The following is a 22,356-nucleotide window of genomic DNA, read 5'->3' on the forward strand; positions in this document are numbered from 1 at the left end:
GGAGAGTAAAATGAAGTTTGTTGATGAAGCGACGATCCTGGTCGTGGCAGGTGATGGCGGTAACGGTTGTGTAAGCTTCCGCCGTGAAAAATATATTCCTCGTGGCGGTCCTGACGGCGGTGACGGTGGGGACGGTGGCGACGTGTGGCTGGAGGCGGATGAAAACCTCAACACGCTGATCGACTACCGTTTCGAAAAATCTTTCCGCGCCGAGCGTGGCCAGAACGGCCAGAGCCGCGACTGTACCGGTAAACGCGGTAAAGACGTGACGATCAAAGTGCCGGTGGGTACGCGTGTCATCGATCAGGGTACGGGCGAAACCATGGGTGATATGACCAAACACGGTCAGCGCCTGATGGTGGCGAAAGGCGGCTGGCACGGTCTGGGTAACAGCCGTTTCAAATCTTCCGTTAACCGTACCCCGCGTCAGAAAACCATGGGTACCCCGGGTGATAAGCGCGACCTGCAACTGGAACTGATGCTGCTGGCGGATGTGGGGATGCTGGGCATGCCAAACGCCGGTAAATCGACGTTTATCCGTGCGGTCTCTGCGGCGAAACCAAAAGTGGCAGATTATCCGTTTACGACGCTGGTACCGAGCCTGGGCGTTGTCCGTATGGATAACGAGAAGAGCTTCGTGGTCGCTGACATCCCGGGTCTGATTGAAGGGGCTGCAGAAGGCGCCGGTCTGGGTATTCGCTTCCTGAAGCACCTTGAGCGTTGCCGCGTACTGTTGCACCTCATCGACATCGATCCAATCGATGGTTCCGATCCGGTTGAAAACGCTCGTATCATTATCGGCGAGCTGGAGAAATACAGTGAAAAACTGGCGCAAAAACCGCGCTGGCTGGTATTCAACAAGATCGACCTGATGGACAAAGCGGAAGCTGAAGCGAAAGCTAAAGCGATTGCCGAAGCGATGGGTTGGGAAGATAAGTACTATCTGATCTCTGCCGCCAGCCAGGTTGGCGTGAAAGATCTCTGCTGGGATGTGATGACCTTTATCATCGAGAATCCGGTTGTTCAGGCAGAAGAGGCGAAACAGCCTGAAAAAGTCGAATTCATGTGGGATGACTACCACCGCCAGCAGCTCGAAGAGCTGGAAGCGGAAGAAGATGATGAAGACTGGGACGATGACTGGGATGAAGACGACGAAGAAGGCGTCGAGTTCATCTACAAGCACTAACCCCTGTATAAAGCCCCTTAACGGGGCTTTTTTTTATCCTATTTTCGTCGGTAACCAACAGCTGGCGATGAGGCCGCCCTCAGCGCCGTTCTCCAGCGTTAAATGACCATGATGGAGCTGTACGATACGCTGTACGATGCTCAGCCCAAGGCCGCTGCCGCCGTAGCGCTGGTCGAGACGTCGGAAAGGTTCGGTGATCGACTGGCGGTGCGCCTCATCAATACCCGGCCCCTGATCGGTAACGCTCACCCGGGTACCCCCCTCCGTCGCTGTTAATGCCACTTCAATGGTTGTGCCTGCCGGGCTGTAACGGGCGGCATTCTCCAGAAGGTTCCTTAGCATCAGACGTAACAGGACGGCGTCCCCCTGTACCGTCAGCGTGCTGTGGGCCGGCCATAATACCGTATGCTCTTTGGCTTCATGCTCCAGGCTAAGCGGAGCAATGATCGACTCAGTCCAGTTCACGGTATCGTAATGGCCGCTGGCCATCGCCTGTCCGGCACGCGCCAGCATCAGCAGCTGTTCCACCGTGTGCATCAGCTGATCGATCCGGTTTATCAGTGGCGTGGCCTGCGGGGAACCGGACTGAGCCATCAGTTCCAGATGGAGCCTAATCCCCGCCAGCGGCGTACGTAACTCGTGTGCCGCATCGGCGGTAAACAGGCGTTCCTGTTGAATAGTGTGGTCCAGCCGGGCGAGGAGTTGGTTGAGGGACGTGGTTACTGCGCCTATCTCTTCCATATCAGAATACATCGGCAGGGGAGTCAGATTATCCGCCGAACGGTTCGCAAGGCTGGCGCGAAGTTTGTTGAGTGGTCGGGTGATCCATGTGACTGCCCAGAATGAGAAGAGCAGGGTAAAACCGACCATCACCAGTGAAGGGACCAGCAGGGAGGCAATGGCTTCGCGGATCTCTTTTTCGACATGGTTGTTGCGTGCTTTAGCGGACAACGTTTCGTTCACCAGAAAACCGATCTGCTCGCGGCTCTCATGCCACAGCCAGACTACGCTAATGAGTTGAAAAAATAGCAGAATAACCGCCAGCAACACCATTAATCGCCGGCGCATACTGTTCATTTCTGGCTCTCCAGACGGTAACCCACGCCGCGTACGGTTTTGATGCGATCTTTACCGAGCTTGCGGCGCAGATTATGAATATGAACTTCAAGCGTGTTTGATCCTGGATCGTCCTGCCAGGAGTAGATGTCCTGTTGCAGCGTTTCACGGTGCACGGTCTGCCCGCTGCGCATGATCAGGCGCGTCAGCAGAGCGAACTCTTTTGGGGTCACTTCCACAGGCTGAGACTGGCGCAGCACCTGCTGAGTTTGCAGATTGAGGGTAATATCCCCGTCCGTCAGTAGGTTGTCGCTGTGGCCCTGATAGCGGCGGATCAACGCCCGTACGCGAGCCTGTAGCTCGGCAAGGGCGAAGGGTTTTACCAGATAATCGTCAGCGCCAGAATCAAGCCCGTTAATTCTGTCTTCAATGGCATCGCGGGCGGTGAGAATCAATACGGGATTCTCCACTCCGCGACGACGCCACTGGCAGAGCAGCGTCGCGCCGTCTTTATCCGGCAGTCCCAAATCCAGGATCACCAGGCTGTATTCACCGCTCTGGATCAGGGCATCTGCTTCAGCGGCCGTGGCGGCACAATCCAGGGCGTAGCCCTCATTGCCCAGCGCCAGCGCTAACCCTTCCTGCAATAACAGATCGTCTTCAACTATCAGTAGTTTCATCGCTAGTTATTCTGGTAGATGTCCTTATAGAGCCTGCTTTCGAAACGTACCAGTGGAATACGGCGATTGCGCTGGTCAGCCGGTTCGACGGCATAGCCGGAAAGATACTGCACAAATGCCATGCGTTGTCCGCTGGCGGTCGTGATGAAACCGGCAAGGTTGTAAACGCCTTGCAGGGAACCCGTTTTGGCTGAAACTTTGCCATCCACGCCCGCAGCGTGAAGGCCCGCGCGGTACTGAAGAGAACCGTCGTGTCCGGCAAGCGGCAGCATCGTAATAAAGTTTAGCTCAGCGTCATGCTGAGCAATGTACTGCAACACCTGCATCATGGTGGCCGGCGAGATCAGGTTATGACGCGATAAACCGGAACCATCAACGGCGATCGTATTGCCCAGATCGATACCCGCCTGCTGGCGCAGGATCTGACGTACGGCATCAGAACCGGCCCGCCAGGTGCCCGGCACACCAAAGCGCGCGTGCCCGATCATGCGGAATACCGTGTCGGCAATCATGTTATCCGACTTTTTCAGCATAATCTTAAGCAAATCATGCAGTGGCGCGGACTGTTTGCTGGCAATCACCGTGCCTGGCTCATTCACCTGCGTCTGGCGCAGCAGCGTTCCGGTGTAGGTTATGCCCGCCTGCTTCAGTTCATCTTTAAAAATGGCACCGGCATAACCTGCGCCATCCTGAATGGCAAAGGCCAGCGGGAGTGGATCGGCCCGCTGGGTCAGGCAGCCGGTGAGCGTATAGCGGTTGAGATCGCCCGGTACCACGTCCAGCTCGCAATACTGTGCCTCCGGGGAGCCTTTCGCCAGCGTCCGCACCTGGCTGAACATCGTGACCGGGTAGTAAGACGCCACGCGGATAAACGCTAAGTCATTTGGTTTTGGCGCGCTGTAAAGCGATACGGAGAAGCAGTTACGGTCAACGATGGCGGCGGCTGGCGGGGCGCTAAAACACTGCGTCATGTCGTTCCATGGCCAGCCAGGCGCTTTATCGTGGCTGGCGAAAATGGAGGTGTCGATCAGCACGTTGCCATCAATTTTTGTTACGCCGGATTTTTTCAGTACCGCCACCATGTTGCGGACATCCTGGCGCTTAAAGGTGGGATCGCCACCAAAACGGGCGATAAGATCGCCTTTCAGTTCGCCACCCTCAACGTTACCTCTGGTTTCAAGGGTGGTAGTAAAACGGAAGTCAGGCCCGAGCTGGAGCAGGGCGGCGAGGGCGGTGATCACTTTCTGGGTACTGGCAGGCAGCGCCATCTGTTGACTGTGATAGTCAATCTCGGGAGCCTGCGCGCCAACCTTCTGCACCATCAGGGCAAGGTTCGCGCCGGCGGGCAGTTGATTAATGTACTCATCAACATTCGCGGCCTGAACGGTGAACGTTATACTGGTAGTCAATCCGATGATAAAACTGGAAAATCGCATAATCTCGCGCTAACAACCCGAAAACAAACCGTCATACTACGGTGCATGGCACTGTAAAGTAAACGATGACCCATAGTGAACTTCGCGGTAAAATGCGTATCAAATTGAAAAATTGCTGCTGACCTGGGGCGTTGCTCCCGGGTTGGTTTTCTTTTTGCTTCTGGCCTGTTCAGGTGGGCTGGAGCAGGGAACACTGCTCCCAACAGGAATGTTTAAGAGGTATAACAAATGCAAGCTATTCCGATGACCTTACGTGGTGCCGAAAAACTGCGCGAAGAGCTGGATTTTCTGAAATCCGTGCGTCGCCCTGAAATCATCGCCGCTATCGCGGAAGCGCGTGAGCATGGCGACCTGAAAGAGAATGCTGAATACCACGCGGCGCGTGAGCAGCAGGGTTTCTGTGAAGGGCGTATTAAAGATATCGAAGCAAAATTGTCCAATGCACAGGTTATCGATATCACCAAAATGCCGAATAATGGCCGTGTGATTTTTGGTTCAACCGTTACCGTGCTGAACCTGGACAACGACGAAGAGCAGACCTATCGCATCGTGGGTGATGATGAAGCGGACTTCAAACAGAACCTGATTTCGGTGAACTCGCCAATTGCTCGTGGCCTGATTGGCAAAGAGCAGGACGATGTGGTCACCATCCGCACCCCTGGTGGTGAAGTGGAATACGAAATTATTAAGGTTGAATATCTGTAATTCGCTTCTCTACTAAGATGTTGATACATTGTAAAGAAAAGAAAAAGGCCGCTTAGCGGCCTTTTATCAACTCAAGGAGCATGGCATTTTGCTCGCCTGCTGAAAGAAATCCCTCGTTTCACACAGAAAATGTGTTCGATTCAGGATATCCTTAACGTGGCAGCGAGATTTTGCGCTCTTTAGATGGGCGATAGAGCACCAGCGTTTTACCGATGACCTGTACATTACAGGCGCCGGTTTCGCGCACGATGGCTTCCACGATCAGGTTTTTTGTGTCTCTGTCTTCAGAGGCGATTTTCACCTTGATCAGCTCGTGGTGTTCCAGCGCTTGTTCAATCTCGGCAAGCACCCCTTCGGTCAAACCATTGTTGCCAAGCATCACTACAGGCTTGAGCGGATGTGCCAGACCTTTAAGGTGCTGTTTTTGTTTAGTACTCAGATTCATCGTATATTTTTGCTTACGTTGGGATTGAAAACGGTTCATTCTACCGCCATCTCCCTAATATCGCCAAATAGCTGCGTAGAAATTTACGTCACAGGCAAGCAACGATGAACCAGGACGGAAATGTTAAATGACAGGTAAAAAGCGTTCTGCCAGCTCCAGCCGCTGGCTTCAGGAACACTTTAGCGATAAATATGTTCAACAGGCGCAGAAAAAGGGGTTGCGTTCCCGCGCCTGGTTTAAACTTGATGAAATACAGCAAAGTGACAAACTTTTTAAACCGGGAATGACGGTGGTCGACCTCGGTGCGGCACCTGGCGGATGGTCCCAGTATGCGGTTACGCAGATCGGCGGAACGGGCCGAATCATCGCATGCGATCTTTTACCAATGGATCCCATCGTCGGTGTCGACTTCCTTCAGGGCGACTTTCGTGATGAATTAGTGCTGAAAGCATTACTTGATCGTGTAGGTGACAGTAAGGTCCAGGTTGTCATGTCGGATATGGCGCCAAATATGTGTGGAACACCGGCGGTGGATATCCCCCGCGCCATGTATCTGGTGGAACTAGCGTTAGAAATGTGTCGTGATGTACTAGCGCCTGGTGGTAGTTTTGTTGTGAAGGTGTTTCAGGGCGAAGGTTTCGAGGAGTATCTTAAGGAAATTCGCTCCCTGTTTGCGAAGGTCAAAGTTCGTAAGCCGGACTCTTCCCGGGCCCGTTCCCGTGAAGTGTATATTGTAGCGACCGGGCGAAAATGATAACCGGGAGATTTCAGACGAAAGTTTGAATGAAACTGGATATAGAGTATCCTGACGCTGTTTTTAACACAGTTGTAATATGAGGTTAATCCCTTGAGTGACATGGCGAAAAACCTAATACTCTGGCTGGTCATTGCCGTTGTGCTGATGTCAGTATTCCAGAGCTTTGGGCCCAGCGAGTCGAATGGCCGCAAGGTGGATTATTCTACCTTCCTGCAAGAGGTCAATCAGGACCAGGTTCGCGAAGCGCGTATCAACGGACGTGAGATCAACGTTACCAAGAAAGATAGTAACCGTTACACGACTTACATCCCGGTGAACGATCCTAAGCTGCTTGATAACCTTCTGACCAAAAACGTCAAAGTGGTAGGCGAGCCGCCGGAAGAACCAAGCCTGCTGGCTTCTATCTTCATTTCCTGGTTCCCGATGCTGCTTCTTATCGGCGTCTGGATCTTCTTTATGCGCCAGATGCAGGGCGGTGGTGGCAAAGGTGCCATGTCGTTCGGTAAGAGCAAGGCGCGTATGCTGACGGAAGACCAGATCAAGACCACGTTTGCTGACGTAGCAGGTTGTGACGAAGCAAAAGAAGAGGTGGGTGAACTGGTTGAATACCTACGCGAGCCGAGCCGTTTCCAGAAACTGGGCGGTAAGATCCCGAAAGGCGTCCTGATGGTCGGCCCTCCGGGTACGGGTAAAACCCTGCTGGCAAAAGCCATCGCGGGTGAAGCGAAGGTGCCGTTCTTTACTATTTCAGGTTCTGACTTCGTTGAAATGTTCGTGGGTGTCGGTGCATCTCGTGTGCGTGACATGTTCGAGCAGGCTAAGAAGGCAGCACCGTGCATCATCTTCATCGATGAAATCGATGCCGTAGGCCGCCAGCGTGGCGCAGGCCTGGGTGGTGGTCACGATGAACGTGAGCAGACGCTGAACCAGATGCTGGTTGAGATGGACGGCTTCGAAGGTAACGAAGGTATCATCGTTATCGCGGCAACTAACCGTCCGGACGTACTTGACCCTGCGCTGCTGCGTCCAGGCCGTTTCGACCGCCAGGTTGTGGTCGGTCTGCCGGATGTTCGCGGTCGTGAACAGATTCTGAAAGTGCATATGCGTCGCGTACCGCTGGCGCCAGATATCGACGCGGCAATCATCGCGCGTGGTACTCCAGGCTTCTCCGGTGCGGATCTGGCTAACCTGGTCAACGAGGCAGCCCTGTTTGCCGCTCGCGGTAACAAGCGCGTGGTGTCCATGGTGGAGTTCGAGAAAGCGAAAGACAAAATCATGATGGGTGCGGAACGTCGCTCCATGGTGATGACGGAAGCGCAGAAAGAGTCCACGGCATATCACGAAGCGGGCCACGCGATTATCGGTCGTCTGGTGCCGGAACACGATCCGGTACACAAGGTGACGATCATTCCACGCGGTCGTGCTCTGGGTGTGACCTTCTTCCTGCCTGAAGGCGACGCGATCAGCGCCAGCCGTCAGAAGCTGGAAAGTCAGATCTCAACCCTGTACGGCGGTCGTCTGGCAGAAGAGATCATCTACGGTGCGGAACATGTTTCCACCGGTGCGTCGAACGATATTAAAGTGGCGACAAACCTGGCGCGTAACATGGTGACCCAGTGGGGCTTCTCCGACAAACTCGGTCCGCTGCTGTATGCAGAGGAAGAGGGCGAGGTGTTCCTGGGCCGCTCCGTGGCAAAAGCGAAACATATGTCCGATGAAACGGCACGTATCATCGATCAGGAAGTGAAAGCGCTGATTGAACGTAACTACGCTCGCGCCCGTCAGATCCTGAACGACAATATGGACATCCTGCATTCGATGAAAGATGCGCTCATGAAATATGAGACCATCGATGCACCGCAGATTGACGACCTGATGGCGCGCCGCGAAGTGCGTCCGCCGGCAGGCTGGGAAGACCCAGGCGCGTCTAACAATTCTGACAACAATGGCACCCCGCGTGCGCCGCGTCCGGTCGATGAACCGCGTACGCCAAACCCGGGCAACACCATGTCAGAGCAGTTAGGCGACAAGTAAGTCACTGCTGTTGAAGCGTTTGTCTGTATCTCAAACCCTGGAGCTTGCTCCGGGGTTTTTCTTATCTGTTTAACCACATTAATCCCAGGGACTTCACCATGAAACTATTCGCCCAGGACTCGCATCTCGACCTTTCACATCCCCATGTGATGGGGATCCTGAATGTCACGCCTGATTCCTTCTCTGACGGCGGCACGCATAATTCGCTTATCGACGCGGTTAAACACGCGAATTTAATGATTAACGCAGGTGCCACCATCATTGACGTTGGAGGGGAGTCAACGCGGCCTGGCGCGGCGGAGGTTTCGGTGGAAGAAGAGCTGGCGCGCGTGGTGCCGGTGGTGGAGGCTATCGCCCGGCGCTTTGAAGTGTGGATCTCTGTTGATACCTCCAAACCCGAAGTGATCCGTGAAGTGGCGAGAGTGGGCGCTCACATTATCAATGATATCCGCTCGCTGACCGAGCCGGGCGCGATTGAAGCCGCCGCAGAAACCGGGCTACCGGTGTGTCTGATGCATATGCAGGGCCAGCCTAAGACAATGCAGGAGGCGCCAAAATATGAAGACGTGTTTGCCGACGTCACCCGCTTCTTTATTGAGCATATCGAACGCTGTGAACGTGCGGGTATCGCAAAAGAGAAATTGCTGCTCGACCCGGGCTTCGGTTTCGGTAAAAATCTCTCACACAATTACGCGTTGCTTGCGCGCTTATCAGAGTTTCATCAGTTCGGCCTGCCACTGCTGGTGGGAATGTCGAGAAAATCGATGATTGGTCAGTTGTTGAATGTCGGGCCGAGCGAACGTCTGAGCGGCAGTCTGGCCTGCGCGGTGATTGCCGCGATGCAAGGTGCACACATCATTCGCGTCCATGACGTAAAAGAAACAGTAGAAGCCATGCGTGTGGTGGAAGCCACACTGGCAGCGAAGGAAAACAAACGCTATGAGTAATCGTAAATATTTTGGTACCGATGGCATCCGTGGGCGCGTAGGCGATGCGCCAATTACCCCTGACTTTGTCCTGAAGCTGGGCTGGGCAGCGGGGAAAGTGCTGGCGCGTCATGGCTCCCGTAAGATCATTATTGGTAAAGATACCCGTATTTCGGGTTATATGCTGGAATCCGCGCTGGAAGCCGGGCTGGCGGCGGCGGGGCTTTCAGCTTCCTTTACGGGGCCAATGCCGACTCCTGCTGTTGCCTATCTGACCCGCACCTTCCGTGCGGAAGCGGGCATCGTCATTTCCGCTTCCCATAACCCGTTCTATGACAACGGTATCAAATTCTTCTCCATCGACGGCACTAAACTGCCGGATGACGTGGAAGAGGCGATTGAAGCGGAAATGGAAAAAGAGATCACCTGTGTTGACTCCGCTGAGCTGGGTAAAGCCAACCGTATTGTCGATGCCGCAGGCCGCTACATTGAATTCTGCAAAGGCACTTTCCCGAATGAACTGAGCCTGGCACACCTCAAAATTGTGGTGGACTGTGCAAACGGTGCGACTTACCACATTGCGCCGAATGTGTTCCGCGAGCTGGGTGCGAAAGTGATCACTATCGGCTGCGAGCCGGACGGTCTGAACATCAACGAAGAAGTTGGCGCGACAGACGTGCGTGCCTTGCAAGCGCGTGTCCTGGCTGAAAAGGCCGATCTGGGTATTGCCCTGGATGGCGATGGTGACCGTGTGATCATGGTTGATCACGAAGGTAACAAGGTCGATGGCGATCAGATCCTCTACATCATTGCGCGTGAAGGCCTGCGTCAGGGGCAACTGCGCGGTGGCGCGGTGGGCACTTTGATGAGCAATATGGGTCTGGAGCTGGCGCTGAAACAGCTGGGCATCCCGTTTGTTCGTGCGAAAGTGGGTGACCGCTACGTGCTGGAAAAACTCCAGGAGAAAGGCTGGCGTATTGGCGCGGAAAACTCCGGCCATGTGATCCTGCTCGATAAAACCACCACCGGTGACGGCATTGTGGCGGCGCTTCAGGTTGTTGCCGCGATGGCGCGTAACCATATGAGCCTGCACGATCTGTGCAGCGGCATGAAAATGTTCCCGCAGATCCTGGTCAACGTGCGTTTCACCGCGGGTAAAGGTGACCCGCTGGAAAATGATAACGTGAAAGCGGTGATGGCAGAGGTGGAAGCGACGCTTGGTAGCCGTGGGCGCGTCCTGCTGCGTAAGTCGGGTACCGAGCCGCTGATCCGTGTGATGGTGGAAGGCGAAGACGAAGCGCAGGTGACTGAATTTGCGCACCGCATTGCGGATGCAGTCAAAGCTGCATAATCTTTCAGAATAAGTGTTTAAAAAGGCGGCGTTTGCCGCCTTTGTTTTAAACAATTAATGGCTTTTTGCTGTTTTTTTCCGCAGTTGATACAATGCCTCGAAAATGCCCTTGCGAAGGTGATTCGCTTTGGTTAGTATTCACACCCGCTTCAGTGGGAAACAAAATCCTGCTAATTGGTCGAAGCATTGGTATGCGGCAAATCCGCAAGGAACAGGTTGATTATGTACGAAGCTCTTTTAGTTATTTTCCTTATTGTAGCCATCGCTCTCGTAGCGCTGATTATGCTACAGCAAGGTAAAGGCGCTGATATGGGAGCCTCCTTCGGAGCAGGCGCTTCTGGTACGCTGTTCGGTTCAAGTGGTTCTGCGAACTTCATGACCCGCACGACGGCGATTCTGGCTACGCTGTTCTTCATTATCAGTCTGGTGCTGGGCAATATCAACAGCAACAAGACCAGTAAAGGAAGCGAGTGGGAAAATCTGAGCGCGCCAGCAAAAACTGAGCAAACTCAGCCAGCTGCACCGGCTAAGCCAACCAGCGATATCCCGCAGTAAGTATTCCGTACCGAGGTGGTGGAATTGGTAGACACGCTACCTTGAGGTGGTAGTGCCCTAACGGGCTTGTGGGTTCGAGTCCCATCCTCGGTACCAATATTCCAGAAGAAAGACGTCGCAAGACGTCTTTTTTTTTCGTCTCTATATTCTGTGTTTCCGATCTATTGTAGGGCGGGTAAGCGCAGCGCCACCCGCCGTTTTGCCCGGTGGCGCTGCGCTTACCGGGCCTACGAAGACCACAAAAAAGGCGCCCATTGGGCGCCTTTTGCATGTCTTGCTGTCGATTACTTCTTATCGCTGTGTTCCAGGTTCTCAACCTGCGGCAGACCATTACCGGAATTCGCGGAGAGCAGGCCATTCTCAACATAGTTGAACAGCTTCTCACGGGTATCGGTGATGTCCAGGTTACGCATGGTCAGCTGGCCAATACGATCGTCCGGAGAGAATACTGACTCACCTTTCTCCATGGTCAGACGCTCTGCTTTATAGGTCAGGTTGTCAGACACGGTGTTCAGGATGGAGTAGTCGTTACCGCGACGCAGTTCCAGGGTCACTTCGCCGGTGATGGCGCTTGCCACCCAACGTTGCAGGGCGTCACGCAGCATCAGCGCCTGTGGATCAAACCAGCGACCCTGATACAGCAGTTTGCCCAGCTGACGGCCATGAGCGTGATACTGCTCAATGGTGTCTTCGTTGTGAATACCGGTCAGCAGACGCTCATAAGCGATGTGCAGCAGCGCCATCCCTGGAGCTTCGTAAATGCCGCGGCTTTTTGCTTCGATGATACGGTTTTCGATCTGATCGCTCATACCCAGCCCGTGACGACCGCCGATGCGGTTTGCTTCCAGCATCAGTTCAACATCGTCGGAGAACGTTTTACCGTTCAGGGCAACCGGATGACCACGTTCGAAACGCACGGCCACTTCTTCCGCCGGGATCTTAACGTTCTCATCCCAGAACTTCACGCCCATGATCGGGTTAACAATTTTTACGCTGGAATTCAGGAATTCCAGGTCTTTCGCTTCATGCGTCGCACCCAGCATGTTGGAGTCGGTTGAGTAGGCTTTCTCAACCGACATCTTGTAGTCAAAGCCGCAGGCAATCATAAACTCAGACATTTCATGACGGCCACCCAGCTCGTCGATGAAGTCGGTATCCAGCCACGGTTTGTAGATCTGCAACTCGGCGTTGGTCAGCAGGCCATAACGATAGAAACGTTCAATATCGTTGCCTTTATAGGTGCTACCGTCCCCCCAGATGTTCACGCCATCTTCTTTCATGGCGGCGACCAGCATAGTGCCGGTGACGGCACGACCCAGCGGGGTGGTATTGAAATAGGTCAGGCCGCCGGTAGTGTTATGGAAAGCACCGCACTGGATCGCGGCAATCCCTTCGGCGACCAGCTGCTTACGGCAGTCGATCAGACGTGCGTTCTCTGCGCCATATTCCATGGCACGACGAGGGATCGCGTCATAATCTTCCTCGTCCGGCTGACCCAGGTTCGCAGTATATGCATAAGGAACCGCTCCCTTCTGGCGCATCCACAGCAGTGCAGCGCTGGTATCCAGGCCGCCAGAAAAAGCGATGCCAATACGTTGTCCTATCGGGAGATGCTTGAGAATCGTCGTCATATAATAAAACCCTGCTTGATTGACTGATTAGAGACCGCTTTCGCTCTCGATGCATGTTTATGCAAAATAAGTGAGTATTCATTTAATCATCTTTTATCGACGACCGAAAGAGACGTGTGCGTTTTTTGTAAAAATTTCCCTTTTATTGCCCTGGCCGAAGTTGGGTTGACAGGTGGGGTCAACTATCAATATACTGAATGCCGATTTTATGTCCCGTCTTCGGTACCAAATCCCAGCATTATTTGCAAATTCTGTCCAAAACGCGTAGAATTTGCCACGTTTCAGGCGCGGGGTGGAGCAGCCTGGTAGCTCGTCGGGCTCATAACCCGAAGGTCGTCGGTTCAAATCCGGCCCCCGCAACCACTTTCCCATAAAGTTCTTTTTCAAATATACTGTGAAGACTTAGAGCCTTCGTAGCTGGATTTGAAAAAATGCTTTCGGAGAGTGCTCCAGGCCACAGTTGTGGCTATAGGGTTCAGTTATCTAAAGCCCCGATTTATCGGGGTTTTTTGTTATCTGACTACAGAATAACTGGGCTTTACGCCCTTTTTTTATGTCTTGGGGGTGGGCTTGTCCACATTAGAGCAAAAATTAACAGAGATGATTACTGCGCCGGTCGAAGCACTGGGCTACGAACTGGTCGGCATCGAATTCGTTCGCGGCCGTACATCCACACTGCGCATCTATATTGATAGTGAAGATGGCATCAATGTTGATGATTGTGCTGATGTCAGCCACCAGGTGAGTGCGGTTCTTGATGTTGAAGATCCGATTACCGTTGCGTACAACCTGGAAGTTTCCTCACCTGGCCTCGATCGTCCGATGTTCACGGCCGAGCACTACGTGCGCTTTACCGGTGAAGAAGTGGCTCTCGTTCTGCGTATGGCCGTACAGAACCGCCGTAAATGGCAGGGAATTATCAAAGCCGTTGATGGTGAAATGATCACGGTGACAGTCGAAGGCAAAGATGAAGTGTTCGCGCTGAGTAATATCCAGAAGGCGAACCTGGTTCCCCACTTTTAACAGTCTGGATTGAGGTGAAAAGCCCGCGATGAACAAAGAAATTTTGGCTGTTGTTGAAGCCGTCTCCAACGAGAAATCACTGCCGCGTGAGAAGATTTTCGAAGCGCTGGAAAGTGCACTGGCTACAGCAACCAAGAAAAAATACGAACAAGAGATCGATGTTCGCGTAGAAATCGATCGTAAAAGCGGTGACTTCGATACATTCCGTCGTTGGGTAATTGTTGAAGAAGTGACCCAACCGACCAAAGAGATCACCCTGGAAGCGGCACGTTTTGAAGACGAAAGTCTGAACGTGGGTGACTACGTTGAAGATCAGATTGAATCTGTTACCTTCGACCGTATCACCACCCAGACCGCGAAGCAGGTTATCGTGCAGAAAGTTCGCGAAGCCGAGCGCGCGCTGGTTGTCGATCAGTTCCGCGATCAGGAAGGCGAAATCATCACTGGCGTGGTGAAGAAAGTGAACCGCGACAACATCTCTCTGGAGATCAAATCCGAAGGACTGCCGGGTAACGCTGAAGCCGTCATCCTGCGCGAAGACATGCTGCCGCGTGAAAACTTCCGCCCAGGCGACCGTATTCGTGGTGTGCTGTATGCCGTACGTCCTGAAGCGCGTGGTGCACAGCTGTTCGTGACGCGTTCTAAACCAGAAATGCTGGTTGAACTGTTCCGTATCGAAGTGCCGGAAATCGGCGAAGAAGTTATCGAAATCAAAGCGGTGGCCCGCGATCCGGGTTCCCGTGCGAAAATTGCGGTGAAAACCAACGACAAGCGTATCGACCCGGTCGGTGCTTGCGTCGGTATGCGTGGCGCACGTGTTCAGGCGGTTTCTACCGAACTGGGCGGCGAGCGCATTGATATCGTTCTGTGGGACGACAACCCGGCGCAGTTCGTGATCAACGCAATGGCACCGGCTGATGTGGCGTCTATCGTTGTTGACGAAGACAAACACACCATGGATATCGCTGTAGAAGCGGGCAATCTGGCGCAGGCGATTGGCCGTAACGGTCAGAACGTACGTCTGGCGTCACAGCTGAGCGGCTGGGAACTCAACGTGATGACCGTTGATGACCTTCAGGCCAAGCATCAGGCTGAAGCCCACGCGGCGATCGATACCTTCACCAAATACCTGGACATTGACGAAGACTTCGCCACTGTGCTGGTTGAAGAAGGTTTCTCTACGCTGGAAGAACTGGCCTACGTGCCAATGAAAGAGCTGCTGGAAATTGACGGTCTGGATGAACCAACCGTTGAAGCCCTGCGTGAACGCGCTAAAAACGCACTGACCACCCTGGCGCTGGCTCAGGAAGAAAGCCTTGGCGATAAGAAGCCGGCTGATGACCTGCTGAATCTGGAAGGTCTTGATCGTGCGATTGCGTTCAAGCTGGCTGCCCGTGGTGTTTGTACGCTGGAAGATCTCGCTGAGCAAGGCGTTGATGACCTGGCCGATATCGAAGGTTTAACCGACGAGAAAGCCGGCGAACTCATCATGGCCGCACGTAATATTTGCTGGTTCGGCGACGAAGCGTAATAAACTGTAGCAGGAAGGAACAGCATGACTGATGTAACTGTAAAATCGCTGGCTGCTGAGATTCAGACCTCCGTGGACCGCCTGGTACAGCAATTTGCTGATGCAGGGATCCCGAAGTCCGCTGATGACTCGGTGACCGCGCAAGAAAAACAAACCTTGTTAGCGCACCTGAACCGTGAACACGGCTCTACGCCTGACAAGTTAACGCTACAGCGTAAAACGCGTAGCACGTTGAACATCCCTGGTACCGGTGGCAAAAGCAAGTCGGTACAAATTGAAGTCCGCAAGACGCGCACCTTTGTAAAACGTGATCCGCAAGAGGCAGAACGCCTTGCCGCGGAAGAGCAGGCACAGCGTGAAGCGGAAGAACAAGCTCAGCGTGAGGCAGAAGCCACTGCCAAACGTGAAGCAGAATTAAAAGCTGAACGTGAGGCCGCAGAAAAAGCGAAACGCGACGCCGGTGAAAAAGCGAAGCGTGACGCTGCGGAAAAAGACAAAGTGAGCAATCAACAGACCGACGAAATGACCAAAACTGCCCAGGCTGAAAAAGCCCGCCGTGAAAATGAAGCTGCCGAGCTGAAGCGTAAAGCGGAAGAAGAAGCCCGCCGCAAGCTTGAAGAAGAAGCTCGCCGCGTCGCCGAAGAAGCGCGTCGCATGGCAGAAGAAAACGAGAAGAATGGTGTGAATACTGCTGAACCAACTGAAGATACCAGCGATTATCACGTCACCACGTCTCAGCATGCGCGTCAGGCAGAAGACGACAACGACCGCGAAGTAGAAGGTGGTCGTGGTCGTACTCGCAGTGCAAAAGCTGCGCGTCCTGCGAAAAAAGGTAACAAACACGCTGAATCAAAAGCTGACCGTGAAGAAGCGCGTGCAGCGGTTCGCGGCGGTAAAGGCGGCAAGCGTAAAGGTTCCGCTCTCCAGCAGGGCTTCCAGAAGCCTGCTCAGGCCGTTAACCGTGACGTTGTGATCGGCGAAACTATCACCGTTGGCGAACTGGCTAACAAAATGGCGGTGAAAGGCTCTCAGGTCATCAAAGCGATGATGAAACTGGGCGCAATGGCCACCATTAACCAGGTCATCGACCAGGAAACCGCACAGCTGGTTGCCGAAGAGATGGGCCACAAAGTTATCCTGCGTCGTGAAAACGAGCTGGAAGAAGCAGTAATGAGCGACCGTGATACGGGCGCAGCGGCTGAACCGCGCGCACCGGTTGTGACCATCATGGGTCACGTTGACCACGGTAAAACCTCTCTGCTTGACTACATTCGTTCTACTAAGGTTGCCTCCGGCGAAGCGGGTGGTATTACCCAGCACATCGGTGCTTACCACGTAGAAACCGAAAACGGCATGATCACCTTCCTGGATACCCCAGGCCACGCAGCGTTTACCTCAATGCGTGCTCGTGGTGCTCAGGCAACGGATATCGTTGTTCTGGTTGTTGCTGCCGACGATGGCGTGATGCCGCAGACCATTGAAGCTATCCAGCACGCGAAAGCGGCGCAGGTGCCTCTGGTTGTTGCAGTCAACAAAATCGATAAGCCAGAAGCCGATATGGATCGCGTGAAGAACGAACTGTCCCAGTACGGCGTTATGCCGGAAGAGTGGGGCGGTGAAGCACAGTTCATCCCTGTATCTGCAAAAGCGGGTACCGGTATCGACGACCTGCTGAACGCCATCCTGCTTCAGGCTGAAGTTCTGGAGCTGAAAGCGGTTCGTAAAGGTATGGCGAGCGGCGCGGTAATCGAATCCTTCCTGGATAAAGGTCGTGGTCCGGTTGCAACCGTTCTGGTTCGCGAAGGTACTCTGCACAAGGGCGACATCGTTCTGTGTGGTTTCGAATACGGTCGCGTTCGCGCGATGCGTAACGAACTGGGTCAGGAAGTGCTGGAAGCGGGTCCGTCCATTCCAGTGGAAATCCTGGGGCTGTCCGGTGTTCCGGCTGCCGGTGACGAAGTAACCGTCGTACGTGACGAGAAGAAAGCGCGTGAAGTCGCTCTGTATCGTCAGGGTAAATTCCGTGAAGTGAAGCTGGCTCGTCAGCAGAAATCTAAACTCGAGAATATGTTCGCCAACATGACCGAAGGCGAAGTTCACGAAGTGAACGTTGTTCTGAAAGCGGACGTTCAGGGTTCTGTGGAAGCGATCTCCGACTCCTTGCTGAAACTGTCTACCGACGAAGTGAAAGTGAAGATCATCGGTTCTGGCGTAGGTGGTATCACCGAAACCGACGCAACTCTGGCAGCAGCGTCCAACGCGATCCTGGTTGGCTTCAACGTTCGTGCTGACGCATCTGCGCGTAAAGTGATTGATGCTGAAAGCCTGGATCTGCGTTACTACTCCGTCATCTATAACCTGATTGACGAAGTGAAAGCAGCGATGAGCGGCATGCTGTCTCCTGAGCTGAAACAGCAGATCATCGGTCTGGCTGAAGTACGTGACGTGTTCAAATCACCGAAATTCGGTGCGATCGCGGGCTGTATGGTTACCGAAGGGACCATCAAGCGTCACAACCCAATCCGCGTACTGCGTGACAACGTGGTTATCTACGAAGGCGAGCTGGAATCCCTGCGCCGCTTTAAAGATGACGTTAACGAAGTCCGTAACGGCATGGAATGTGGTATCGGCGTGAAGAACTACAACGACGTTCGCGTTGGCGATATGATCGAAGTGTTCGAGATCATCGAAATTCAGCGTACCATCGCGTAATCTTCTTCAACAGAAGATTAATGAGCGTAGGCCGGGTAAGCGAAGCGCCACCCGGCAGTAATTTTAAAAAGGGGCTTAAGCCCCTTTTTTGTCTGGAGAATTTATTATGGCGAAAGAATTTGGTCGCCCACAGCGCGTCGCGCAGGAGATGCAGAAAGAGATCGCTCTCATTCTGCAACGTGAAATCAAAGATCCACGCGTGGGTATGATGACCACCGTGTCTGGCGTGGAAATGTCCCGCGACCTGGCGTACGCCAAAGTGTTTGTAACTTTCCTGAATGACCAGGATGAAGACGCTGTGAAGAACGGCATTAAAGCGTTGCAGGAAGCCTCTGGTTTCATTCGCTCTCTGCTTGGCAAAGCGATGCGCCTGCGTATCGTGCCAGAGCTGACCTTCTTCTACGACAACTCGCTGGTTGAAGGTATGCGTATGTCCAACCTGGTGACCAGCGTGGTGAAACATGACGATGAGCGTCGTGTTAACCCGGCGGACGACAGCAAGGAGGACTGATGAGTCGTCCTCGTCGTCGCGGTCGTGACGTGCATGGCGTGCTCTTGCTGGATAAACCACAGGGCGCATCCAGCAACGACGTGCTGCAAAAAGTGAAGCGTATTTATAACGCCAACCGAGCAGGGCACACCGGCGCGCTGGATCCGCTGGCAACCGGCATGCTGCCGATCTGCCTGGGGGAAGCGACAAAGTTTTCCCAGTACCTGCTGGATTCCGATAAGCGCTACCGCGTGATTGCCAAACTGGGCCAGCGTACGGATACCTCCGATGCAGATGGCCAGGTGGTGGAAGAGCGCCCGGTGACCTTCAGCGCAGAGCAACTTGATGCGGCGCTGGACAGCTTCCGTGGTGATACGCTACAGGTGCCGTCGATGTATTCGGCGCTGAAATATCAGGGCAAAAAGCTCTACGAATATGCACGTCAGGGCATTGAGGTTCCGCGCGAAGCTCGTCCGATTACCGTGTATGAGCTGCTGTTCATTCGTCACGAAGGTGATGAACTCGAGCTGGAAGTACACTGTTCGAAAGGGACCTATATCCGCACCATCATTGATGACCTCGGTGAAAAGCTGGGCTGCGGCGCGCATGTGATTTATCTGCGTCGTCTGGCGGTCAGCAAATATCCGGTCGAACGCATGGTGACGCTTGAGCATCTGCACGCCCTGATTGAGCAGGCGCAAGCGCAGGGCGTTGCGCCGGCCGATCTGCTGGACCCGCTGCTGATGCCAATGGACAGTCCGGCAGTGGACTTCCCGGTTGTTAATCTTCCTTTAACATCGTCCGTTTACTTTAAGAACGGAAACCCGGTTCGCACAACGGGGGCACCGCTTGAGGGCCTGGTACGCGTGACGGAAGGTGACGAAGGGAAATTCATCGGTATGGGCGAAATGGACGGCGAAGGGCGTGTGGCGCCGCGTCGTCTGGTCGTCGAATATCCGGTCGAAGCGTGACGGTGATAACGCCTTACCTTGCGATAAGCAGGGGAGACGAGTAGAATATCGCCGCTTAACGCCTGGTAAATTGTTTAACAATCTGCGGGGCGTACATGGGATAGCTGAATTAGAGATCGGCATCCTTACATTCTTTATACTTTGGAGTTTGAAAATGTCTCTAAGCGTTGAAGCTAAAGCTAAAATCGTTTCTGAGTTTGGTCGTGGTACTAACGACAGCGGTTCTACCGAAGTTCAGGTTGCACTGCTGACTGCACAGATTAACCACCTGCAAGGTCACTTTGCAGAGCACAAAAAAGATCACCACAGCCGTCGTGGTCTGCTGCGTATGGTTTCTCAGCGTCGTAAACTGCTCGACTACCTGAAGCGTAAAGATGTTGCACGCTACACCGCGCTGATCGAGCGTCTGGGTCTGCGTCGCTAATTCTTGCGAGTTTCAGAAAAGGGGGCCTGATGGCCCCTTTTTTCAACCAGACGGCAGCAATTCAATGGAAACTATTGTATTGTTGCTATAAATGATCTTCATTGCAGAGGTTCGCGCGGCTAATGAGAGGCTTCACCCAGGGGGGTGTCGGTTGTCATTAGTCGCGAGGATGCGAAGAAGGTCGGGTTAAATCGTCAGCACACCTGAGGTGTGCTTTCAAACATTTAAGAAAGGACAGAACTTTGCTGAATCCGATCGTTCGTAAATTCCAGTATGGTCAGCATACCGTCACGCTGGAAACCGGCATGATGGCGCGTCAGGCTACTGCTGCCGTTATGGTAAGCATGGATGACACTGCTGTATTCGTTACCGTAGTTGGCCAGAAAAAAGCTAAACCAGGTCAGGACTTCTTCCCGCTGACCGTTAACTACCAGGAGCGTACCTACGCTGCCGGTAAAATCCCAGGTGGCTTCTTCCGTCGTGAAGGCCGTCCAAGCGAAGGCGAAACCCTGATCGCGCGTCTGATTGACCGCCCGGTTCGTCCGCTGTTCCCGGAAGGCTTCGTGAACGAAGTGCAGGTTATCGCAACCGTTGTTTCCGTTAACCCGCAGGTTAACCCGGACATCGTTGCGATGATCGGTGCGTCTGCTGCCCTGTCACTGTCTGGTATTCCATTCAATGGTCCAATCGGTGCTGCGCGCGTGGGTTACATCAATGATCAGTACGTGCTGAACCCAACTCAGGAAGAGCTGAAAGAGAGTAAGCTGGACCTGGTTGTCGCCGGTACTGAAGCCGCGGTGCTGATGGTTGAATCCGAAGCTGAACTGCTGAGCGAAGACCAGATGCTGGGCGCTGTGGTCTTCGGCCACGACCAGCAGCAGGTTGTTATCCAGAACATCAACGACCTGGTGAAAGAAGCCGGTAAACCACGCTGGGACTGGCAGCCAGAAGCGGCAAACGACGCGCTGAACGCACGCGTTGCTGCACTGGCAGAATCTCGTCTGAGCGACGCATACCGCATCACCGACAAACAGGAGCGCTATGCTCAGGTTGATGTGATCAAATCTGAAGTGACCGCGACCCTGGTTGCCGAAGACGAAACGCTGGACGCTAACGAAATTGGCGAAATCCTGCATGCCATTGAGAAAAACGTTGTTCGTAGCCGCGTACTGGCAGGCGAGCCGCGTATTGATGGCCGTGAAAAAGACATGATCCGTGGTCTGGACGTGCGTACTGGCGTACTGCCACGTACTCACGGTTCTGCGCTGTTCACCCGTGGTGAAACGCAGGCGCTGGTAACCGCGACTCTGGGTACTGCACGTGACGCACAGATCATCGACGAACTGATGGGCGAGCGCACTGACAGCTTCCTGTTCCACTACAACTTCCCTCCGTACTCTGTGGGCGAAACCGGTATGGTTGGCTCACCGAAGCGTCGTGAAATTGGTCACGGTCGTCTGGCGAAGCGCGGCGTGCTGGCAGTGATGCCAGAAGCAGACAAATTCCCGTACACCGTACGTGTGGTGTCTGAAATCACTGAATCCAACGGTTCTTCTTCCATGGCTTCCGTGTGTGGTGCTTCTCTGGCGCTGATGGATGCAGGCGTGCCAATTAAAGCCGCCGTTGCGGGTATCGCAATGGGTCTGGTGAAAGAAGGCGACAACTACGTTGTTCTGTCTGACATTCTGGGTGATGAAGACCACCTGGGTGATATGGACTTCAAAGTGGCGGGTTCCCGCGACGGTATCTCTGCTTTGCAGATGGATATCAAAATTGAAGGTATCACCAAAGAGATCATGCAGGTTGCTCTGAACCAGGCTAAAGGTGCGCGTCTGCACATCCTGGGCGTGATGGAACAGGCTATCAACGCGCCACGCGGTGATATCTCTGAATTCGCTCCGCGTATTCACACCATCAAGATCAATCCAGACAAGATCAAAGATGTTATCGGTAAGGGCGGTTCCGTTATCCGTGCACTGACCGAAGAAACGGGCACCACCATCGAAATCGAAGATGACGGTACTGTGAAGATCGCAGCAACCGACGGCGAGAAAGCGAAATACGCTATCCGTCGTATCGAAGAGATCACGGCAGAAATCGAAGTGGGCCGTATCTACAATGGTAAAGTGACCCGTATCGTTGACTTTGGCGCATTCGTTGCCATCGGTGGCGGTAAAGAAGGTCTGGTACACATCTCTCAGATCGCTGACAAGCGCGTTGAGAAAGTGACCGATTACCTGCAAATGGGTCAGGAAGTACCGGTGAAAGTTCTGGAAGTTGACCGCCAGGGCCGTATCCGTCTGAGCATTAAAGAAGCAACCGAGCAGTCTCAGCCTGCTGCGGCGCCGGAAGCTCCGGCTGCTGAACAGCAAGGCGAGTAAGGTTGCCATTTGCCCTCCGCGCAGGCGGAGGGCTTATTATCAGGCAGGACGCCTTGTTAAGC

Annotated in this window: 19 protein-coding genes and 2 tRNA genes; 16 read left to right on the top strand and 5 right to left on the bottom strand. The window is 53.7% G+C overall.

Annotation, left to right across the window (positions count from 1 at the left end; translation table 11 throughout):
- The first annotated feature begins 10 nt into the window (after window positions 1-10).
- The gene (gene cgtA / locus ACOTXL_RS12385; RefSeq protein ID WP_003861823.1) at window positions 11-1,186 is read left to right on the top strand and encodes an Obg family GTPase CgtA; all 1,176 of its coding nucleotides are present in this window, start codon (window positions 11-13) and stop codon (window positions 1,184-1,186) included.
- A 33-nt stretch (window positions 1,187-1,219) separates the two neighbouring features.
- Here cgtA and pmrB read toward each other — a convergent pair whose 3' ends face one another.
- From pmrB to dacB, 3 genes are read right to left on the bottom strand one after another with little or no spacing between them, the layout of a single operon-like run.
- Window positions 1,220-2,263: a two-component system sensor histidine kinase PmrB gene (pmrB, locus tag ACOTXL_RS12390; protein ID WP_003861821.1), complete on the bottom strand. Its 1,044-nt coding sequence runs from the start codon at window positions 2,261-2,263 to the stop codon at window positions 1,220-1,222.
- The gene (pmrA, locus tag ACOTXL_RS12395; protein WP_003861819.1) at window positions 2,260-2,922 is read right to left on the bottom strand and encodes a two-component system response regulator PmrA; all 663 of its coding nucleotides are present in this window, start codon (window positions 2,920-2,922) and stop codon (window positions 2,260-2,262) included. Before pmrA ends, pmrB begins: the two co-directional genes overlap by 4 nt.
- Before the next feature lie 2 nt (window positions 2,923-2,924).
- A complete protein-coding gene (dacB, locus tag ACOTXL_RS12400; RefSeq protein WP_003861817.1) occupies window positions 2,925-4,358 on the bottom strand; it encodes a serine-type D-Ala-D-Ala carboxypeptidase in 1,434 nt (477 codons plus the stop codon).
- Between the two features lie 228 nt (window positions 4,359-4,586).
- Here dacB and greA point away from each other — a divergent pair, with 228 nt between their 5' ends.
- Complete coding sequence (gene greA / locus ACOTXL_RS12405; protein ID WP_003861815.1) at window positions 4,587-5,063, top strand: transcription elongation factor GreA; 477 nt, start codon at window positions 4,587-4,589, stop codon at window positions 5,061-5,063.
- A 151-nt stretch (window positions 5,064-5,214) separates the two neighbouring features.
- Here greA and yhbY read toward each other — a convergent pair whose 3' ends face one another.
- Entirely contained in the window at window positions 5,215-5,508 is a 294-nt protein-coding gene (gene yhbY, locus ACOTXL_RS12410) for a ribosome assembly RNA-binding protein YhbY (RefSeq protein WP_003861814.1), read from the bottom strand.
- A 127-nt stretch (window positions 5,509-5,635) separates the two neighbouring features.
- On the opposite strand from yhbY, the gene rlmE reads away from it, so the two are divergent.
- The 6 genes from rlmE to ACOTXL_RS12440 all read left to right on the top strand — a co-directional run bounded on the left by rlmE (window position 5,636) and on the right by ACOTXL_RS12440 (window position 11,227).
- Window positions 5,636-6,262 carry a 23S rRNA (uridine(2552)-2'-O)-methyltransferase RlmE gene (gene rlmE, locus ACOTXL_RS12415; protein ID WP_003861812.1) on the top strand — a complete coding sequence of 209 codons (627 nt, stop codon included), beginning with the start codon at window positions 5,636-5,638 and terminating at the stop codon, window positions 6,260-6,262.
- A gap of 102 nt (window positions 6,263-6,364) precedes the next feature.
- Window positions 6,365-8,299: an ATP-dependent zinc metalloprotease FtsH gene (gene ftsH / locus ACOTXL_RS12420; RefSeq protein WP_003861810.1), complete on the top strand. Its 1,935-nt coding sequence runs from the start codon at window positions 6,365-6,367 to the stop codon at window positions 8,297-8,299.
- 98 nt (window positions 8,300-8,397) lie between these two features.
- Window positions 8,398-9,246, top strand: coding sequence for a dihydropteroate synthase (folP, locus tag ACOTXL_RS12425; RefSeq protein WP_003861807.1), 849 nt, complete (start codon window positions 8,398-8,400; stop codon window positions 9,244-9,246).
- Entirely contained in the window at window positions 9,239-10,576 is a 1,338-nt protein-coding gene (glmM, locus tag ACOTXL_RS12430) for a phosphoglucosamine mutase (RefSeq protein WP_003861804.1), read from the top strand. Before folP ends, glmM begins: the two co-directional genes overlap by 8 nt.
- Window positions 10,577-10,798: 222 nt before the next feature.
- Complete coding sequence (gene secG / locus ACOTXL_RS12435) at window positions 10,799-11,131, top strand: preprotein translocase subunit SecG (protein ID WP_003861803.1); 333 nt, start codon at window positions 10,799-10,801, stop codon at window positions 11,129-11,131.
- Window positions 11,132-11,140: 9 nt separating this feature from the next.
- Window positions 11,141-11,227 (top strand) — tRNA-Leu (locus ACOTXL_RS12440).
- A gap of 188 nt (window positions 11,228-11,415) precedes the next feature.
- On the opposite strand, the gene argG is transcribed toward ACOTXL_RS12440, so the two are convergent.
- Window positions 11,416-12,762 carry an argininosuccinate synthase gene (gene argG / locus ACOTXL_RS12445; RefSeq protein ID WP_045350324.1) on the bottom strand — a complete coding sequence of 449 codons (1,347 nt, stop codon included), beginning with the start codon at window positions 12,760-12,762 and terminating at the stop codon, window positions 11,416-11,418.
- A gap of 286 nt (window positions 12,763-13,048) precedes the next feature.
- On the opposite strand from argG, the gene ACOTXL_RS12450 reads away from it, so the two are divergent.
- From ACOTXL_RS12450 to pnp, 8 genes are all read left to right on the top strand, one after another.
- Window positions 13,049-13,125: transfer RNA gene (locus ACOTXL_RS12450), tRNA-Met, on the top strand.
- Window positions 13,126-13,332: 207 nt separating this feature from the next.
- Window positions 13,333-13,785, top strand: a complete 453-nt coding sequence (rimP, locus tag ACOTXL_RS12455) for a ribosome maturation factor RimP (RefSeq protein ID WP_014833432.1) — start codon at window positions 13,333-13,335, stop codon at window positions 13,783-13,785.
- A gap of 28 nt (window positions 13,786-13,813) precedes the next feature.
- A complete protein-coding gene (gene nusA / locus ACOTXL_RS12460) occupies window positions 13,814-15,316 on the top strand; it encodes a transcription termination factor NusA (RefSeq protein WP_045626187.1) in 1,503 nt (500 codons plus the stop codon).
- A 24-nt stretch (window positions 15,317-15,340) separates the two neighbouring features.
- Window positions 15,341-18,028 (top strand): translation initiation factor IF-2, encoded by a 2,688-nt coding sequence (gene infB, locus ACOTXL_RS12465; RefSeq protein ID WP_003861796.1) that lies wholly within the window; start codon window positions 15,341-15,343, stop codon window positions 18,026-18,028.
- Window positions 18,029-18,134: 106 nt separating this feature from the next.
- Window positions 18,135-18,539 (top strand): 30S ribosome-binding factor RbfA, encoded by a 405-nt coding sequence (rbfA, locus tag ACOTXL_RS12470; RefSeq protein WP_003861793.1) that lies wholly within the window; start codon window positions 18,135-18,137, stop codon window positions 18,537-18,539.
- A complete protein-coding gene (gene truB, locus ACOTXL_RS12475; RefSeq protein WP_003861791.1) occupies window positions 18,539-19,489 on the top strand; it encodes a tRNA pseudouridine(55) synthase TruB in 951 nt (316 codons plus the stop codon). Before rbfA ends, truB begins: the two co-directional genes overlap by 1 nt.
- Window positions 19,490-19,643: 154 nt before the next feature.
- Window positions 19,644-19,913 (top strand): 30S ribosomal protein S15, encoded by a 270-nt coding sequence (rpsO, locus tag ACOTXL_RS12480; RefSeq protein WP_003861789.1) that lies wholly within the window; start codon window positions 19,644-19,646, stop codon window positions 19,911-19,913.
- 242 nt (window positions 19,914-20,155) lie between these two features.
- Window positions 20,156-22,294, top strand: a complete 2,139-nt coding sequence (gene pnp / locus ACOTXL_RS12485) for a polyribonucleotide nucleotidyltransferase (RefSeq protein WP_003861786.1) — start codon at window positions 20,156-20,158, stop codon at window positions 22,292-22,294.
- The last annotated feature ends 62 nt before the right edge of the window (window positions 22,295-22,356 follow it).

This window comes from Enterobacter cloacae complex sp. IR5402, from assembly GCF_049238125.1.
GTDB classification, from domain to species: Bacteria; Pseudomonadota; Gammaproteobacteria; order Enterobacterales; family Enterobacteriaceae; genus Enterobacter; species Enterobacter hormaechei_C.

Excerpts from the sequence above, each read along its gene's own strand:
- cgtA (WP_003861823.1), top strand. The coding sequence starts at position 11 with ATGAAGTTTGTTGATGAAGCGACGATCCTGGTCGTGGCAGGTGATGGC.
- pmrB (WP_003861821.1), bottom strand. The coding sequence starts at position 2,263 with ATGAACAGTATGCGCCGGCGATTAATGGTGTTGCTGGCGGTTATTCTG.
- pmrA (WP_003861819.1), bottom strand. The coding sequence starts at position 2,922 with ATGAAACTACTGATAGTTGAAGACGATCTGTTATTGCAGGAAGGGTTA.
- dacB (WP_003861817.1), bottom strand. The coding sequence starts at position 4,358 with ATGCGATTTTCCAGTTTTATCATCGGATTGACTACCAGTATAACGTTC.
- greA (WP_003861815.1), top strand. The coding sequence starts at position 4,587 with ATGCAAGCTATTCCGATGACCTTACGTGGTGCCGAAAAACTGCGCGAA.
- yhbY (WP_003861814.1), bottom strand. The coding sequence starts at position 5,508 with ATGAATCTGAGTACTAAACAAAAACAGCACCTTAAAGGTCTGGCACAT.
- rlmE (WP_003861812.1), top strand. The coding sequence starts at position 5,636 with ATGACAGGTAAAAAGCGTTCTGCCAGCTCCAGCCGCTGGCTTCAGGAA.
- ftsH (WP_003861810.1), top strand. The coding sequence starts at position 6,365 with ATGGCGAAAAACCTAATACTCTGGCTGGTCATTGCCGTTGTGCTGATG.
- folP (WP_003861807.1), top strand. The coding sequence starts at position 8,398 with ATGAAACTATTCGCCCAGGACTCGCATCTCGACCTTTCACATCCCCAT.
- glmM (WP_003861804.1), top strand. The coding sequence starts at position 9,239 with ATGAGTAATCGTAAATATTTTGGTACCGATGGCATCCGTGGGCGCGTA.
- secG (WP_003861803.1), top strand. The coding sequence starts at position 10,799 with ATGTACGAAGCTCTTTTAGTTATTTTCCTTATTGTAGCCATCGCTCTC.
- argG (WP_045350324.1), bottom strand. The coding sequence starts at position 12,762 with ATGACGACGATTCTCAAGCATCTCCCGATAGGACAACGTATTGGCATC.
- nusA (WP_045626187.1), top strand. The coding sequence starts at position 13,814 with ATGAACAAAGAAATTTTGGCTGTTGTTGAAGCCGTCTCCAACGAGAAA.
- infB (WP_003861796.1), top strand. The coding sequence starts at position 15,341 with ATGACTGATGTAACTGTAAAATCGCTGGCTGCTGAGATTCAGACCTCC.
- rbfA (WP_003861793.1), top strand. The coding sequence starts at position 18,135 with ATGGCGAAAGAATTTGGTCGCCCACAGCGCGTCGCGCAGGAGATGCAG.
- truB (WP_003861791.1), top strand. The coding sequence starts at position 18,539 with ATGAGTCGTCCTCGTCGTCGCGGTCGTGACGTGCATGGCGTGCTCTTG.
- rpsO (WP_003861789.1), top strand. The coding sequence starts at position 19,644 with ATGTCTCTAAGCGTTGAAGCTAAAGCTAAAATCGTTTCTGAGTTTGGT.